General features: G+C 56.6%; 16 protein-coding genes. 5 read left to right on the top strand and 11 right to left on the bottom strand.

From position 1 onward, the window contains the following. Positions 1–55 precede the first annotated feature (55 nt). The gene (locus C1Y42_RS23710; RefSeq protein ID WP_058774586.1) at positions 56–226 is read left to right on the top strand and encodes a hypothetical protein; all 171 of its coding nucleotides are present in this window, start codon (positions 56–58) and stop codon (positions 224–226) included. Between the two features lie 135 nt (positions 227–361). After that, positions 362–964, top strand: coding sequence for a diguanylate cyclase (locus tag C1Y42_RS09025; RefSeq protein WP_227746461.1), 603 nt, complete (start codon positions 362–364; stop codon positions 962–964). Between the two features lie 110 nt (positions 965–1,074). On the opposite strand, the gene C1Y42_RS23980 is transcribed toward C1Y42_RS09025, so the two are convergent. The 6 genes from C1Y42_RS23980 to copC all read right to left on the bottom strand — a co-directional run bounded on the left by C1Y42_RS23980 (position 1,075) and on the right by copC (position 4,100). Next, complete coding sequence (locus C1Y42_RS23980; protein WP_021510004.1) at positions 1,075–1,203, bottom strand: hypothetical protein; 129 nt, start codon at positions 1,201–1,203, stop codon at positions 1,075–1,077. 256 nt (positions 1,204–1,459) lie between these two features. After that, positions 1,460–1,609: a hypothetical protein gene (locus C1Y42_RS23830; protein WP_227746460.1), complete on the bottom strand. Its 150-nt coding sequence runs from the start codon at positions 1,607–1,609 to the stop codon at positions 1,460–1,462. Positions 1,610–1,629: 20 nt separating this feature from the next. Then, entirely contained in the window at positions 1,630–1,842 is a 213-nt protein-coding gene (locus C1Y42_RS09020) for a cold shock domain-containing protein (RefSeq protein ID WP_021510003.1), read from the bottom strand. Between the two features lie 623 nt (positions 1,843–2,465). Next, positions 2,466–2,813, bottom strand: coding sequence for a YebY family protein (locus C1Y42_RS09015; protein ID WP_031280196.1), 348 nt, complete (start codon positions 2,811–2,813; stop codon positions 2,466–2,468). A 28-nt stretch (positions 2,814–2,841) separates the two neighbouring features. Further along, positions 2,842–3,723, bottom strand: coding sequence for a copper homeostasis membrane protein CopD (copD, locus tag C1Y42_RS09010; RefSeq protein ID WP_104093227.1), 882 nt, complete (start codon positions 3,721–3,723; stop codon positions 2,842–2,844). Continuing rightward, positions 3,723–4,100 carry a copper homeostasis periplasmic binding protein CopC gene (gene copC / locus C1Y42_RS09005; RefSeq protein ID WP_104093226.1) on the bottom strand — a complete coding sequence of 126 codons (378 nt, stop codon included), beginning with the start codon at positions 4,098–4,100 and terminating at the stop codon, positions 3,723–3,725. The genes copD and copC overlap by 1 nt, the downstream gene beginning before the upstream one ends. A 153-nt stretch (positions 4,101–4,253) precedes the next feature. Here copC and C1Y42_RS09000 point away from each other — a divergent pair, with 153 nt between their 5' ends. Both C1Y42_RS09000 and exoX read left to right on the top strand, forming a co-directional pair. After that, complete coding sequence (locus C1Y42_RS09000; RefSeq protein ID WP_010616356.1) at positions 4,254–4,484, top strand: DNA polymerase III subunit theta; 231 nt, start codon at positions 4,254–4,256, stop codon at positions 4,482–4,484. 3 nt (positions 4,485–4,487) lie between these two features. Further along, the gene (exoX, locus tag C1Y42_RS08995) at positions 4,488–5,156 is read left to right on the top strand and encodes an exodeoxyribonuclease X (protein WP_104093225.1); all 669 of its coding nucleotides are present in this window, start codon (positions 4,488–4,490) and stop codon (positions 5,154–5,156) included. On the opposite strand, the gene C1Y42_RS08990 is transcribed toward exoX, so the two are convergent. After that, complete coding sequence (locus C1Y42_RS08990) at positions 5,150–7,213, bottom strand: S9 family peptidase (protein ID WP_104093224.1); 2,064 nt, start codon at positions 7,211–7,213, stop codon at positions 5,150–5,152. The genes exoX and C1Y42_RS08990 overlap by 7 nt on opposite strands. A gap of 119 nt (positions 7,214–7,332) precedes the next feature. After that, positions 7,333–7,974: a tellurite resistance TerB family protein gene (locus C1Y42_RS08985; protein ID WP_058771228.1), complete on the bottom strand. Its 642-nt coding sequence runs from the start codon at positions 7,972–7,974 to the stop codon at positions 7,333–7,335. Positions 7,975–8,135: 161 nt separating this feature from the next. Between C1Y42_RS08985 and purT the strand changes: the two genes are divergently transcribed. Then, positions 8,136–9,314 (top strand): formate-dependent phosphoribosylglycinamide formyltransferase, encoded by a 1,179-nt coding sequence (purT, locus tag C1Y42_RS08980; RefSeq protein WP_104093223.1) that lies wholly within the window; start codon positions 8,136–8,138, stop codon positions 9,312–9,314. 85 nt (positions 9,315–9,399) lie between these two features. Here the strand turns inward: purT and C1Y42_RS08975 are convergent, their stop codons facing one another. The 3 genes from C1Y42_RS08975 to zwf all read right to left on the bottom strand — a co-directional run bounded on the left by C1Y42_RS08975 (position 9,400) and on the right by zwf (position 12,308). Then, a complete protein-coding gene (locus C1Y42_RS08975) occupies positions 9,400–10,047 on the bottom strand; it encodes a bifunctional 4-hydroxy-2-oxoglutarate aldolase/2-dehydro-3-deoxy-phosphogluconate aldolase (RefSeq protein WP_058757515.1) in 648 nt (215 codons plus the stop codon). Between the two features lie 178 nt (positions 10,048–10,225). Then, positions 10,226–10,672, bottom strand: coding sequence for a hypothetical protein (locus tag C1Y42_RS08970; protein WP_104093222.1), 447 nt, complete (start codon positions 10,670–10,672; stop codon positions 10,226–10,228). Between the two features lie 160 nt (positions 10,673–10,832). Continuing rightward, complete coding sequence (zwf, locus tag C1Y42_RS08965; RefSeq protein ID WP_021509979.1) at positions 10,833–12,308, bottom strand: glucose-6-phosphate dehydrogenase; 1,476 nt, start codon at positions 12,306–12,308, stop codon at positions 10,833–10,835. Between the last annotated feature and the right edge of the window lie 351 nt (positions 12,309–12,659).

The following is a 12,659-nucleotide window of genomic DNA, read 5'->3' as shown; positions in this document are numbered from 1 at the left end:
GTCCGCCGTCGCGTGTGCGGCGGACGTTATCTTTCCATTCGCAGGAAATCATCGCATGAAGAGCCTGTTTGCCAGTCTGTTAATCCTCTCCACCCTGACCGCGCTGGCTGGCTGTCAGCAACCTGAACGGCCAATTGGCCCGGACGGACGCCCTAATGTCCCTGCAGAACAACCGGTGCCCGGCGGTCCAATGAGTAAAGGGCCGGTAGGTCAGCCGCAGGCCTGACCGTTAGCGGCATCAGTACTTACCGCGCCCTGCCCTGAAAATTTATTGTCCTTATTGCCGCCGGGTATTATTACCGGCGGCATTTTTACGTCTGGCTTAATTAACGCCCACCACCATTACCCTGATTAAATTTTCATGGCTATGCTTGGTTATTACGCTGAAATAAAGGATATGCTGATGCACAGTCTTGATCCACAAATGTTGCTGTTACTCTATTTTGTCCTACCGGTTTGGCTTATTGCTGGCTTTGCCGACTGGCTTTGTCATCGTGCAACAGAAATAGAGCATACCTCCGGCGTTAAAGAAACGTGGATACATATTTTAATGTTTCTGGAGATGGGCACTCCGCTGCTGCTGGCATTATTTCTTGAGGTGAATGCGCTGATTATTGCGTTAATGATCGTGCTGTTTTTTTGTCATGAAGCCACTGCGTTGTGGGACGTCAGCTATGCGGTGAAAAGCAGAAAAGTGACGCCGGTCGAACAACACATCCACAGTTTTCTCGAAATGGTGCCGCTGATGGCGCTGCTACTGGTGATCTCCCGTCACTGGCCGCAATTTCTCGCGCTATTTGGGGCCGGCAATGAAGCGCCCCGGTTTACTCTAACGCTACGTGCCGATCCGCTGCCGCAGGGTTATATTATTGGCGTACTGTGCGCAATCGTGGTGTTTGAACTGCTGCCTTATCTGGAAGAATATCTGCGTACCCGGCGCGCGAAGAAAAACGCCTCAACGTGAACAGCATAAACCACCGTGCTGAATGGTAATGTGGATGATTGGGGAAGCTATTGATTCCACCACAGCCAATACCCACACGATAAAAAAACCTCCCGCGGGAGGTTTATCGATTAGATCGGTTTTTGCCCATCGTCTTCAGGCAATCCGGTGCCGGTATCATCATCGTCATCAAGCGGCTCTTCGCCGGGCACCTGCGCATCATCAGGCAGCGGAGTGACATCATCGGGTCGTTCTGACATAAGCACCTCCATACCCCACATTGGGTAATAACTATTTTAGTTGCGTTATCCTTCAGCCCAGCGGGTTTATCACGCATCTGTGAATTAAGCGTAAGAAGTAAATTAGTTATGGGTTAACGCTTTGCTTATCGCCTGCCCTCGGCTAACGCGATAAACAAAAAAGGCCACCCGAAGGTGACCAATAATAGGGTACTCGCTGCGTTAGTCATCAGGTGTGGTTATTAATTTATTTCGCCACATGAATAACACAACTGAATTAATTCGCTTCTTTCATCATATACAACGACGAGGCAATGGCAATCATAATCGACTTACAAAAAATACATTTTGCGCCGAGTGGATTTTGCCTGTTCCTGTCAAAAACGGACTGGCGATATTGAGAGCCCTGACATTGTGGGCATCTCATAGCATTAATTACTGTAATAATCAGAGACCTGTAACGTTAACAGCTGACGGACCTTTAGGGCCGTTTTCCACAGAGAATTCAACTTTCTGACCGTCATCGAGTGAACGGAAGTCAGTTCCCTGAATGGCAGAGAAATGGACGAAAACGTCTTTGCTGCCGTCTTCCGGAGAAATGAAGCCGAAACCTTTCTCAGCGTTGAACCATTTTACTGTACCGAGCATTTTATTTGACATGTTTATACCTTGATAATGAGCCATATGGCATTAGAGGCTGAACCGCAGCGACACATCAGAACCTGAGATAAAACTCAAAGAGAAAGGCACAGGAAAGGCACTAACACAGATGAGAGATACAAAACGAACTAACTATGGGACTGTCTGCTTATCAGACCGGAGACGCATTAACGCACGTCTGGCGGATTAACACAAGGGGTAATAAAATTTAATGGCCAATTAAAGGCGTAACGAAACGGTGAACGCTCCGCGTTTAAAGTTTTAAGTGGATAGAATCAGTCACTATTTTAATCTCTGAAAGCCTCAGGCATTTAAAATAATTATTTTACTGCGGCCACAACTGCCATTTCGCCGGGTAAAGAGTAAGCCGAAAAAGAGACAAAAAAAGACCCAATACGATTCCTGTATCGGGTCCAGGGAAATGGCTCGTTGAGAGCCGTGCGCTAAAAGTTGGCATTTTTGCAGGCGAGGACGCCTTGCCTTTTAAAGGTAGACCAGCATCGGTGATTTTCCAGCCAGCGGGCTTCGCCGCCGGCAAAAGCTGCCAACTCTGTGATCGGGCTGGCACTAACGGCTGGCAGGCGCAGCGGCAAAAATGTGCGCTACGCCTGAAAATGCAGGGATTATTTACCGCACAGCTGCTGGGCGCGATCGACGATCGGCTGCAGGCTCATCTTTTGTCCGGGATGCGCTTTATCGGCGGCAAGGATGGTATCGATGGATTGCAATGTGCCCTGCCCGGCATTGCCGCGCGCCAGCGCTTTATCATTAAGCGGATACTGCAGCAGCGTGCTGGGGTTGATGGCAAACAGCGCGCCATCTTTCTCGCAGGTCAGCATCACCTCTTCGCGGGTGAACGGCCATTTATCTTTGCCAATTTCAAAACGGCTGACGGTGATAATTTGCCCGGCGAACGCCTGGCTGCACAACGCCATCAGTAACCCAGCTGGAATCAGTTTCTTCAGCAAAATCTCGACCTCATCTCATCTTTTAACAGATTCAGGCCGGTGAAAGCGTGGCAAACACGCTCACCAGCCCGATAACAATCAACGCCAGCAGCAGCTCGAGCTGCGTCAGGCGGATAAAAAGTTTCGGTGCCCGGCTGGCGGCCAGGCGAAAACGCGGCACCAGCAGATAGCGATTAAGCAGCGCAATCAGCACCATCAGTGCCACCAGCAACGCTTTGCTCACCAGCAACTCGCTCCACAGCGTGGCGGTCCAGTTGAGCGGCGTGCCGGCAATCAGCAGGCTGTTGACCGTGCCGGTAACAATCGCCAGCGCCACGGCCAGATGACCATAGCGTGAAAAGCGCATCATGCTGCGAATGGCATCGGTGCGCCAGGCAATGTTACGCGCCTCGCGCATTAATAGCAGCAGCGGCAGTAGGCCACCGGCCCAGAAGGCGGCCGCGATCAGGTGCAGCGCATGATTCCCCTGCTGCAGCAGTCCCGGCATGCCATCGCGCATCGCCGCATGGCCGACGCCCGCCAGTGCCACCAGCTGCAACAGCGCAGTCGTCAGTAACGCCTGCTGGCGCAGATTACCGCGCAGGCGCAGCGCCAGCGTGCTGAGCAGGGCAAACAGGATAACCCAGCGCCACACCGCGCCGAAGCGCGTGCCCAGCACCGCCAGCCAGACGTCAATGCTGGCGATACTGCGCCAGTCGCCGCTCATCAGCCCGGTCTGCGCCGCCAGCATCAACAGCGCACTGAGTAAACTCAGCACGGCGCTGTATCCCATCAGCCGCCGCCAGCGCTGTGTCAGCACCGGTCGGTAGCGCGCCGGCGCCAGCAGCGCGGTATAAAATGCACTGCCGGTCAGCAGAAACAGCGCCAGAAAATGCAGCGCCCGCAGGCCGATCCAGAACGCGCTAAGACTCATTACTTCACGCTGAAGCTGTAGCTACCTTTGGTTTTGTGGCCGTCCACTGACAGCACGTGCCAGTTGACCTGATACTGGCCCGACGCCAGCGGCTGGGCGATCGGCACAATCAGCTGATCGTGCTGCTGCGGATTCAGCTGGGCTTTATCCAGCGCCACCGGCTGCTGCTGCGCGTTGGTCATTTCCACGCCGCTGAATGCCGGTTCAATATCTTCGGTAAATGTCAGGGTGAGTTGCTGCGGCGCGTGCTCCACCACGGCGTTATCCGCCGGCACCGGGGCTTTCAGGTGGGCATGTGCCAGAGCCAGCTGGCTGAAGCCCAGCGTCGCGCCCGCCAGCAGTAGCGCGATAACGCGCCTGGATGCAGTTTTCATCATCACGTCTTCCCTTTTAACTGCGGCACTGCGCCGCAAATGTGGCAGCAGGATACGCCGCTGCTTTTAGGCTGTCGAGACTTGCGGTGCGATCCAATTCCCTTGATCCAGCAGGGCGAAACCATTATTTTTGCCCCTGTTTATCAGGAGAAAAGCATGAGCCAAAACCTTGCCCTGCTGTCGCAGGAAGAGAAAGACAAAGTAAACGTCGATCTCGCCGCCGCTGGCGTGGCGTTTAAAGAGCGCTACAACATGCCGGTGATCGCCGAGATGGTGGAGCGCGAGCAGCCGGAAGCGCTGCGCGACTGGTTCCGTCAGCGCCTGATGGCCTATCGCCAGGCATCGCTCAGCCTTTCCCGCCTGCCCTACGAACCTAAGCAGAAATAATTTATGTTACGCGTAATCGATACGGAAACCTGTGGCCTGCAGGGCGGCGTGGTGGAAGTGGCGTCAGTGGATGTCATTGACGGCCAGATCGTCAATCCGATGAGCGATCTGATCTGCCCGGATCGGCCCATCAGTCGTCAGGCGATGGCGGTGCACCGCATCACTGAAGCCATGGTGGTAGGCAAACCGACCATCGAAGAGGCGATTGGCCGCTATCACGGTAGCCCGCACTATGTGGCGCATAACGCCAGCTTTGACCGGCGCATGCTGCCGACGATGCCGGGCGAATGGATCTGCACCATGACGCTGGCGCGCCAGCTGTGGCCGGGCATTAAATACGGTAATCAGGCGCTGCGCCACAGCCTGAAACTTGAGGTGTCGCCGCCGGATGATCTGCACGCGCACCGCGCGCTGTACGATTGCTACGTCACCGCCGCGCTGCTGATCCGCATTATGGAAACCTCCGGCTGGAGCGCCAGCGAGATGGTGAGTCGCTGCCAGCCGGCGCCGGTCAGCGACGAAGTGTTCCCGTTTGGTAAATATCGTGGTCAGAGCATCGGCAGCATCGCGCGTAAAGATCCGGGCTATCTGCGCTGGGTACTGGAAAATGTACGTGATTTGCGCGCGCCGCTGCGGCAGACGCTGCGCAAATACGTTAAGGACTCTCAGTAATCGCTGCGCGGCGGCAGCGTACCCTGCGCCAGGGCGATCAGGAAAGTGAACTCCTGCGCCACGCCTTCATAGGATTTATAACGTCCTGATTTGCCGCCGTGGCCGGAATCCATATCGGTGCAGAGTAACAGCAGCGCATCGTTGGTGCGCAGCTCACGCAGCTTTGCCACCCACTTCGCCGGCTCCCAGTACTGTACCTGCGAATCGTGCAGCCCGGTGGTCACCAGCAGGTGCGGATACGCCTGCGCCGTCACGTTGTCATACGGGCTGTACTGGCGGATGTAGCGATAGAATTCCGCCTGCTCCGGATTGCCCCACTCATCATATTCACCGGTGGTCAGCGGAATCGACGGATCGAGCATGGTCGTGACCACATCGACAAACGGCACCTGAGCGATCACGCCGTGAAACAGCTGCGGCGCCATATTCAGCACGCCGCCCATCAGCAAGCCACCGGCACTGCCGCCCATGGCATACAGCTGCTGCGGGTTACCGTAACCTTTCGCCACCAGCGCTTCGGTAACATCAATGAAATCGGTGAAGCTGTTCATTTTATGTTGCAGCCGGCCATCGTCATACCACTGCTGGCCCAGCTCGCCGCCGCCGCGCACGTGGATAATCGCGTAGATGAAACCGCGCTCCAGCAAACTGATGCGGCTGGTGCCAAAACTGGCCTCCATGCTGCTGCCATACGCGCCGTAACCGTACGCCAGCAGCGGATTGGCGCCGCGCTGAAAGTGTTTGCGGTGATAAACCAGCGAGACAGGCACTTCCGTGCCGTCGCGCACCGTGATCCACAGGTGTTCACTTTTGTAGTCGGCAGAGTCAAAGCCCGGCACCGGGGTTTGCTTGAGAATGCGCCGCTCGCCGGTCTCCATGTTCAGTTCGAACAGCGTGGTCGGCGTCGTCATCGACGAGTAGCCGTAGCGCAGCGTGTCACTTTCCGGCGTGGGGTTGTAGGCCAGCCAGGTGACATAGGCCGGATCGTCAAAGGCAATACCGTAACTCTCGCCGCTCGCCCAGTTAATCTGGCGCAGCGTGTTTACCCCGCGCTGACGCTCTTCGACCACCAGCCAGTTACGAAACAGCTGGAAATCTTCCATCACTACGTGGTCGCGCGGCGGAATCAGGGTTTGCCAGCGATCTTCAGCCAGCCACGCGCTGCGGTACAGGCCGAAATTTTTGCCGTCGCGGTTGGAGCGAATGAAGAACTGGTGATCATAGTGATCGATGCTGTATTCATGATCGCGCCGCCGCGGACAAAACACCTGCGGCTGTGCGTCCGGATATTCCGCGTCAATCAGCAGAATTTCACTGGTAGTTGTGCTGAACAGCGCGATCAGAATGAAGTGTTCCGAAGTGGTTTTATGCACGCTGAGGTGGAAAGACTCATCCTGCTCTTCATATACCAGCTGATCTTCCGACTGCGGATGCCCCAGTTCGTGACGCCACACCTGATAAGCCAGCAGCGTTTTCGGATGCTTGCGTACGTAGTAGAGGGTGCGTGAGTCGTTGGCCCACGCCACGCTGGAGGACGCGTCGCGCAGCACCTCCGGATACCAGCTGCCGCTATTGAGGTTACGAAAGCGGATGCCGTACTGGCGGCGCGATAAAAAATCCTCCGCCAGCGCCATCACCTGGTTATCCGGGCTGATATCCAGCGTGCCCATGGTGTAAAAATCACTGTGTGCGGCGCGCTGGTTGCCATCTAACAGCAGCTGCCACGGCTGGTCGGTGGGCGCATCCACCGGCTGGCGGAAATAGGCTGCGTACTCATTGCCGGCTTCGTAACGGCTTTGATAGCGATAGCCGCGTTTAACGTACGGTACCGAATGGTCCTGCGCCGGCAGCCGATCGATGATCTCTTTCAATACCCGATCCTGCAACGCATCCTGAGAAGCCATCATCGCTTTACCGTAGCGGTTTTCCGCCTCCAGATAAGCCAGTACCTCGGGGTTTTGCCGGTCATCATCACGCAGCCAGAAATAGTTATCGGTACGCGTTTCGCCGTGTAACGTCATGTGGTGGGGGATTTTTTTCGCTTGCGGCTGATTCATTACAGAGTTTCTCCCTGAAAGACGACATCCTGCAAGCGTGGCACTTCTGGCAGAGGAAGCCAAGCCGGAAACGCACGCGAAGTGTAACCGGAGGCCGCCGCAACCGCCTCCGGCGTGACTCAGGCCGCTTTTTCCGCCGCGATGTCGCGCTGAATACCGTCGCGCACGTCCTGCGGAATTTTTAGCGCATCGCCGAGCGCAGAGAGGTAACTGCGTTCCATGAAATGATCGACATCGATCGCCGCACAGCTAAGGAAATAGAGTTCCAGCGCTTCCTCTTCATTTTTCACGTCGGCGGCCAGCCACTGCGGATCGAGCGGACGGTTCATTGCCTGCTGAATCAGCGCTTCCGCATGCGCCCCGTAACCGGCCTGATGGATATTCTGCCCGATGGCCGTGCGCTCGCGATCGTCAATGTGCCCGTCGCTTTTCGCAGCAAACACCAGCGCGGTGACCAGTCGCTCCGCGCGCTGGTCGAGCGGCGTCTGCAGCTGGCCAAACGCAGGCTCATCCTGATGGGTTTCACGCACGCGCTGCTTGTATTTATTCCACAGCACCGCGCCTGCCGCCGCCCCGCCGCCGACCAGCAGCGCGGTGCCGCCGTATTTGGTTAACAGCTTGCGTGACGATTTGCTGGCAACCAGTAAACCCGCCAGGCCACCCAGCGCGCCGGGTGCCAGCATATCGCTCAGGCCGCCTGATTTGCCGTCACCGCCCTTCTTTGCCAGAACCGATTGAATTTGCTGCAGCCAGTTACTCATCGTTTAACTCCTGTTTAAGTTTCCGCTCACTATGCTGCCGCACGCTGTGTCAGTTAACGTCAGAGCCGGCAAAGTATGGCAAAGCCGGACGTGCACAATGCGTGAGTACGCAAACGTTTTCGTTTATACTGCGCGCGCATTTTGACTGCTAAGGTGAAATTATGACGACTCTCGGAACCGCGCTGCGTCCTGCCGCAACGCGTGTCATGCTGTTAGGTTCAGGTGAATTAGGCAAAGAGGTAGCGCTGGAGTGTCAGCGTCTCGGGGTGGAAGTGATCGCTGTCGATAGCTATGCCGATGCCCCGGCGATGCACGTTGCGCATCGCAGCCACGTCATTAACATGCTGGACGGTGACGCACTGGCGGCGCTGATTGCGCAGGAGCAGCCCCACTTTGTGGTGCCGGAAATCGAAGCCATCGCCACCGAAAAACTGCTGGAGCTGGAAGCGCAGGGGCAAAAAGTGGTGCCGACGGCCCGTGCTGCACGTCTGACCATGAACCGCGAAGGCATTCGCCGTCTGGCGGCTGAAGAGCTGGCGTTACCGACTTCAACCTATCAGTTTGCGGATAGCAAAGCGCGTTTCGTCGCGGCCGCGCACGAGATCGGTTTTCCCTGCATCGTGAAACCGGTAATGAGCTCCTCCGGTAAAGGCCAGAGCTTCATTCGCGAAGCCAGCCAGCTGGATCACGCCTGGGATTATGCGCAGCAAGGTGGACGCGCGGGCGCGGGCCGGGTGATCGTTGAGGGCGTCGTGAAGTTCGATTTTGAAATCACCCTGCTGACCATCAGCGCGGTGGACGGCATCCATTTCTGCGCGCCAATTGGCCATCGTCAGGAAGACGGTGATTATCGGGAATCCTGGCAGCCGCAGCAGATGAGCGAACTGGCCCTGCAGCGCGCGCAGGATATCGCCGCTAACGTGGTGAAAGCGCTCGGCGGTTACGGCCTGTTTGGCGTGGAGCTGTTTGTGTGCGGCGACGAGGTGGTGTTCAGCGAAGTCTCTCCGCGTCCGCACGATACCGGTATGGTGACACTGATTTCGCAGGATCTCTCTGAGTTCGCGCTGCACGTGCGCGCCTTCCTCGGCCTGCCGATTGGCGGCATTCGCCAGTATGGACCGGCTGCTTCGGCGGTGATCCTGCCACAGCTCGATAGCCACAACGTGCAGTTTGTGAATGTGGAAGCCGCACTTGGCGCCGGTTTGCAGCTGCGTCTGTTTGGTAAGCCGGAAATTGCGGGGCAGCGCCGTCTGGGTGTCGCGCTGGCGACCGGTGACAGCACCGATGATGCCGTGGCCCGCGCCATTGCCAGCGCCGCAGCCGTGCAGGTTCAGGGCTGATTGCCCGGGTGGTGACGCAGCGCCATCACCACCCGCAAAAATTGACCGCTGCCGCGTAGCAGTTGCGCGGCAGCGCTATTCGCGATCAGCGGGGTGAAGCCGCACCTGCCACAGCCTCACGCGCCAGCTGCGTAATGCGATCCCAGTCGCCGCTCTCCAGCGCATCGTTTGGCACCAGCCACGAGCCGCCAATACACAGCACGCTTTTCAGCGCCAGATAGTCACGATAGTTGGCCGGTGAAATGCCGCCGGTCGGGCAGAAACGCACCTGCGGGAATGGACCACCAATCGCCGCCAGCGCTTTGACGCCACCGTTCGCCTCTGCCGGGAAGAACTTGAACTCGCGCAAACCATAATCCATGCCGACCATCAGTTCCGACACGGTGCTGATGCCTGGAATCAGCGGCACCGGGCCTTCCACCGCCGCCTTGAGCAGTGGTTCGGTGAGCCCCGGGCTAATGACAAACTGCGCGCCGGCGTCGGTCACTTCTTTCAGCTGCTGGGTATTGATCACCGTGCCGGCACCCACGATCGCTTCCGGGACTTCTTTGATCATCGCCCGCAGCGCATCCATCGCCACCGGCGTGCGCAGCGTCACTTCCAGCACGCGCACGCCACCTGCGACCAGCGCTTTGGCCATCGGCACCGCATGTTCCAGCTTGTTGACGACAATCACCGGCACAACCGGGCCGGTAGTCAGGATCTGTTCCGCACTCGTTTTCCAGTTCTTCATTACGTTTCCTCAGGAGAGACAGCCCGACACGCGGTCATGCTGTTAGAAAGAGAGCCCTACCATACAAGATCGGCCGGACGGACGTCTATTGGATATCATCAATTTTTGAAACCGCGGTTCATTTTTGTGATGACCTGTATCCGCTCGCAAGTTGAGCCTGATGCCTGCGTCTGCAGTTTTAACCCAGCACCAGTGAGACAACCGCTAAAACAATTAATAAAAACACCAGTGCACTGACCAGAGCCATACCAGCCACGATGGCATGGAACGTCAGAGTGGCACCTGCGAAAAACAGCGCGCCGTAAACACTCCAGCGGCTCTCTTTGCGCATACCACCAAACGCGGCCAGCAGCAGGGCAATAGCCGCCAACACGACATCCGTAATGGTAAGTAGCCCATCGATGTCCATCTTGCTGGCTTTCGATGTAGAACTTTGCACGTTCTCCCCTTTTAGTCCGGCAAGAACACCTTTCTTCACTGCGGCAACCTGTTCTGCTACCACCTGCTCAATTGAGGGACGATGTTGGAACGGGCCGAAAGTAAAGTGAACTGCAACCAGCATGAATGCTATGGCCCCCAGCAGCATACCGACAGAACTCCATTTATTGCGCAATAGCGTTTCCATACGTTTCCTTAGCATTATCATTTGCGCATCATTGCGCACCATTCTGTAGGGTTGCCATTAATGGCGACCAGGATAAACCCTGCTGACTGAAAACAAAACGCCCCTGGCGAACAGCGCAGGGGCGTGATAATTAACATCTCAGTCAGCGATGCAGGAGCGGTTATTCAAACTCGTTCCACGAGCGGCCGTCGCGGGTGATCATCGCCACCGAGGCGACCGGGCCCCAGGTGCCGGCCTGATACGGTTTGGAGGCGTCGCCATCCGCATTCCACGCTTCAATAATCGAATCGACATAAGTCCACGCCGCTTCGACCTCATCGCGGCGCACAAACAGTGCCTGAATGCCGCGCATGGTTTCCAGCAGCAGACGCTCGTAGGCATCCGCCAGATGCGACTGATTGAAGGTTTCGGAGTAGCTCAGATCCAGCTTGGTGGTCTGCAGCTTGTGCTTGTGATCGAGACCCGGCACCTTGTTGAGGATCTCAATATCCACGCCCTCATCCGGCTGCAGACGAATCGTCAGCTTGTTCTGCGGCAGCTCGGCGTAAGAGTCCTTAAACAGGTTCATTTCCGGGTTTTTGAAGTACACCACCACTTCTGAGCACTTGGTCGGCAGACGCTTACCGGTGCGCAGGTAGAAAGGCACGCCCGCCCAGCGCCAGTTATCGATATCCACGCGGATGGCGACGAAGGTTTCGGTGCTGCTCTGCTTGTTAGCCCCCTCTTCTTCCAGGTAGCCCGGCACTTTTTTGCCCTGCACAAAACCGGCAGTGTACTGACCGCGTACGGTTTTCTCGCGCACGTTGGTCTGGTCGATGCGGCGCAGCGAGCGCAGCACTTTCACCTTCTCATCACGAATCGCGTCAGCGCTGAGATCGGACGGCGGCGACATGGCGATCATGGTCAGGATCTGCAGCAGGTGGTTCTGGATCATGTCACGCATCTGGCCGGCTTTGTCGAAGTAACCCCAGCGGCCTTCGATACCTACCTCTTCCGCCACGGTGATCTGCACGTGGTCGATGGTGCGGTTGTCCCAGTTATTGACGAAAATCGAGTTGGCAAAACGCAGCGCCAGCAGGTTGAGCACCGTCTCTTTACCGAGATAATGGTCGATACGGAATACCTGGCTTTCATCGAAGAATTTACCGACGCTGTCGTTAATCTCCTGCGAGGTCTCCAGCGAGGTGCCGAGCGGCTTCTCCATCACCACGCGCGCCGGTTTGGCGTTGAGTTTGGCGGCGCCCAGGCCTTCACAGATGGCGCCAAAGGTGCTCGGCGGCATGGCAAAGTAGTTAATGGTGACACGGTTTTTCTGATCCAGCATCTTGCCCAGTTTCGAGAAGTGCGAGGTGTCGTTAACGTCGAGGTTGCAGAAGTCGAGACGGCCGCTGAGTTTGTCCCACAGCGCTTCGTCAATCTTCTCCTTCATGAAGGTTTCCAGCGCTTCACGCACCACTTTGGTGTAGGCCTCTTTGTCCCACTCCGCGCGACCCACGCCAATAATACGCGTGGTATCGTGAATCTGACCGGCTTTCTCCAGCTGATACAGTGAAGGCAACAGTTTCCGGCGTGCAAGATCGCCTTTGGCACCGAAAATCACCAGATCGCATGCCTGGGCTGTTTGTGTTACCGCCATTTTCCTCTCCTCGTTGCAGGATATACCCGGCCTGAGCGTCCTCATCCTGCCGGGTCCTTATTGTAATTTTCTTACAGCACAATGTACTTTTTTCACCGCGCCAGGACAACCCGGCTGCGGTCGGTTACAGGTGATAATCCTGCACCGCCGGGGCGCATTTAACGTGTTGCGAAGTGCGCTAACGCGCCTTTTTCTGTTTCGATGTTTGTCGGGCGAAAACCCGGCAGCGATCAAAGTATGACAAAAAAAGCGCGGTTACATTTGTCCGCCGCTGCGTACGTCAGGCTATTACACGGTATATTCCGCATAATTGGCAGCGATTTCACGCACGGGTGAACGCAAAAAAGTGAT

The sequence above is a fragment of the Pantoea sp. ICBG 985 genome (genome assembly GCF_002928365.1).
Classification (GTDB): domain Bacteria; phylum Pseudomonadota; class Gammaproteobacteria; order Enterobacterales; family Enterobacteriaceae; genus Pantoea; species Pantoea dispersa.
The sequence above is the reverse complement of the archived record's forward strand: the minus strand, read 5'-3'. Positions and strand labels throughout refer to the sequence as shown.

Excerpts from the sequence above, each read along its gene's own strand:
- C1Y42_RS23830 (WP_227746460.1), bottom strand. The coding sequence starts at position 1,609 with ATGAGATGCCCACAATGTCAGGGCTCTCAATATCGCCAGTCCGTTTTT.
- purT (WP_104093223.1), top strand. The coding sequence starts at position 8,136 with ATGACGACTCTCGGAACCGCGCTGCGTCCTGCCGCAACGCGTGTCATG.
- copC (WP_104093226.1), bottom strand. The coding sequence starts at position 4,100 with ATGATGAAAACTGCATCCAGGCGCGTTATCGCGCTACTGCTGGCGGGC.
- C1Y42_RS08975 (WP_058757515.1), bottom strand. The coding sequence starts at position 10,047 with ATGAAGAACTGGAAAACGAGTGCGGAACAGATCCTGACTACCGGCCCG.
- C1Y42_RS09020 (WP_021510003.1), bottom strand. The coding sequence starts at position 1,842 with ATGTCAAATAAAATGCTCGGTACAGTAAAATGGTTCAACGCTGAGAAA.
- C1Y42_RS09000 (WP_010616356.1), top strand. The coding sequence starts at position 4,254 with ATGAGCCAAAACCTTGCCCTGCTGTCGCAGGAAGAGAAAGACAAAGTA.
- zwf (WP_021509979.1), bottom strand. The coding sequence starts at position 12,308 with ATGGCGGTAACACAAACAGCCCAGGCATGCGATCTGGTGATTTTCGGT.
- exoX (WP_104093225.1), top strand. The coding sequence starts at position 4,488 with ATGTTACGCGTAATCGATACGGAAACCTGTGGCCTGCAGGGCGGCGTG.
- C1Y42_RS09025 (WP_227746461.1), top strand. The coding sequence starts at position 362 with ATGGCTATGCTTGGTTATTACGCTGAAATAAAGGATATGCTGATGCAC.
- C1Y42_RS08985 (WP_058771228.1), bottom strand. The coding sequence starts at position 7,974 with ATGAGTAACTGGCTGCAGCAAATTCAATCGGTTCTGGCAAAGAAGGGC.
- C1Y42_RS23710 (WP_058774586.1), top strand. The coding sequence starts at position 56 with ATGAAGAGCCTGTTTGCCAGTCTGTTAATCCTCTCCACCCTGACCGCG.
- C1Y42_RS08990 (WP_104093224.1), bottom strand. The coding sequence starts at position 7,213 with ATGAATCAGCCGCAAGCGAAAAAAATCCCCCACCACATGACGTTACAC.
- C1Y42_RS08970 (WP_104093222.1), bottom strand. The coding sequence starts at position 10,672 with ATGGAAACGCTATTGCGCAATAAATGGAGTTCTGTCGGTATGCTGCTG.
- copD (WP_104093227.1), bottom strand. The coding sequence starts at position 3,723 with ATGAGTCTTAGCGCGTTCTGGATCGGCCTGCGGGCGCTGCATTTTCTG.
- C1Y42_RS23980 (WP_021510004.1), bottom strand. The coding sequence starts at position 1,203 with ATGTCAGAACGACCCGATGATGTCACTCCGCTGCCTGATGATGCGCAG.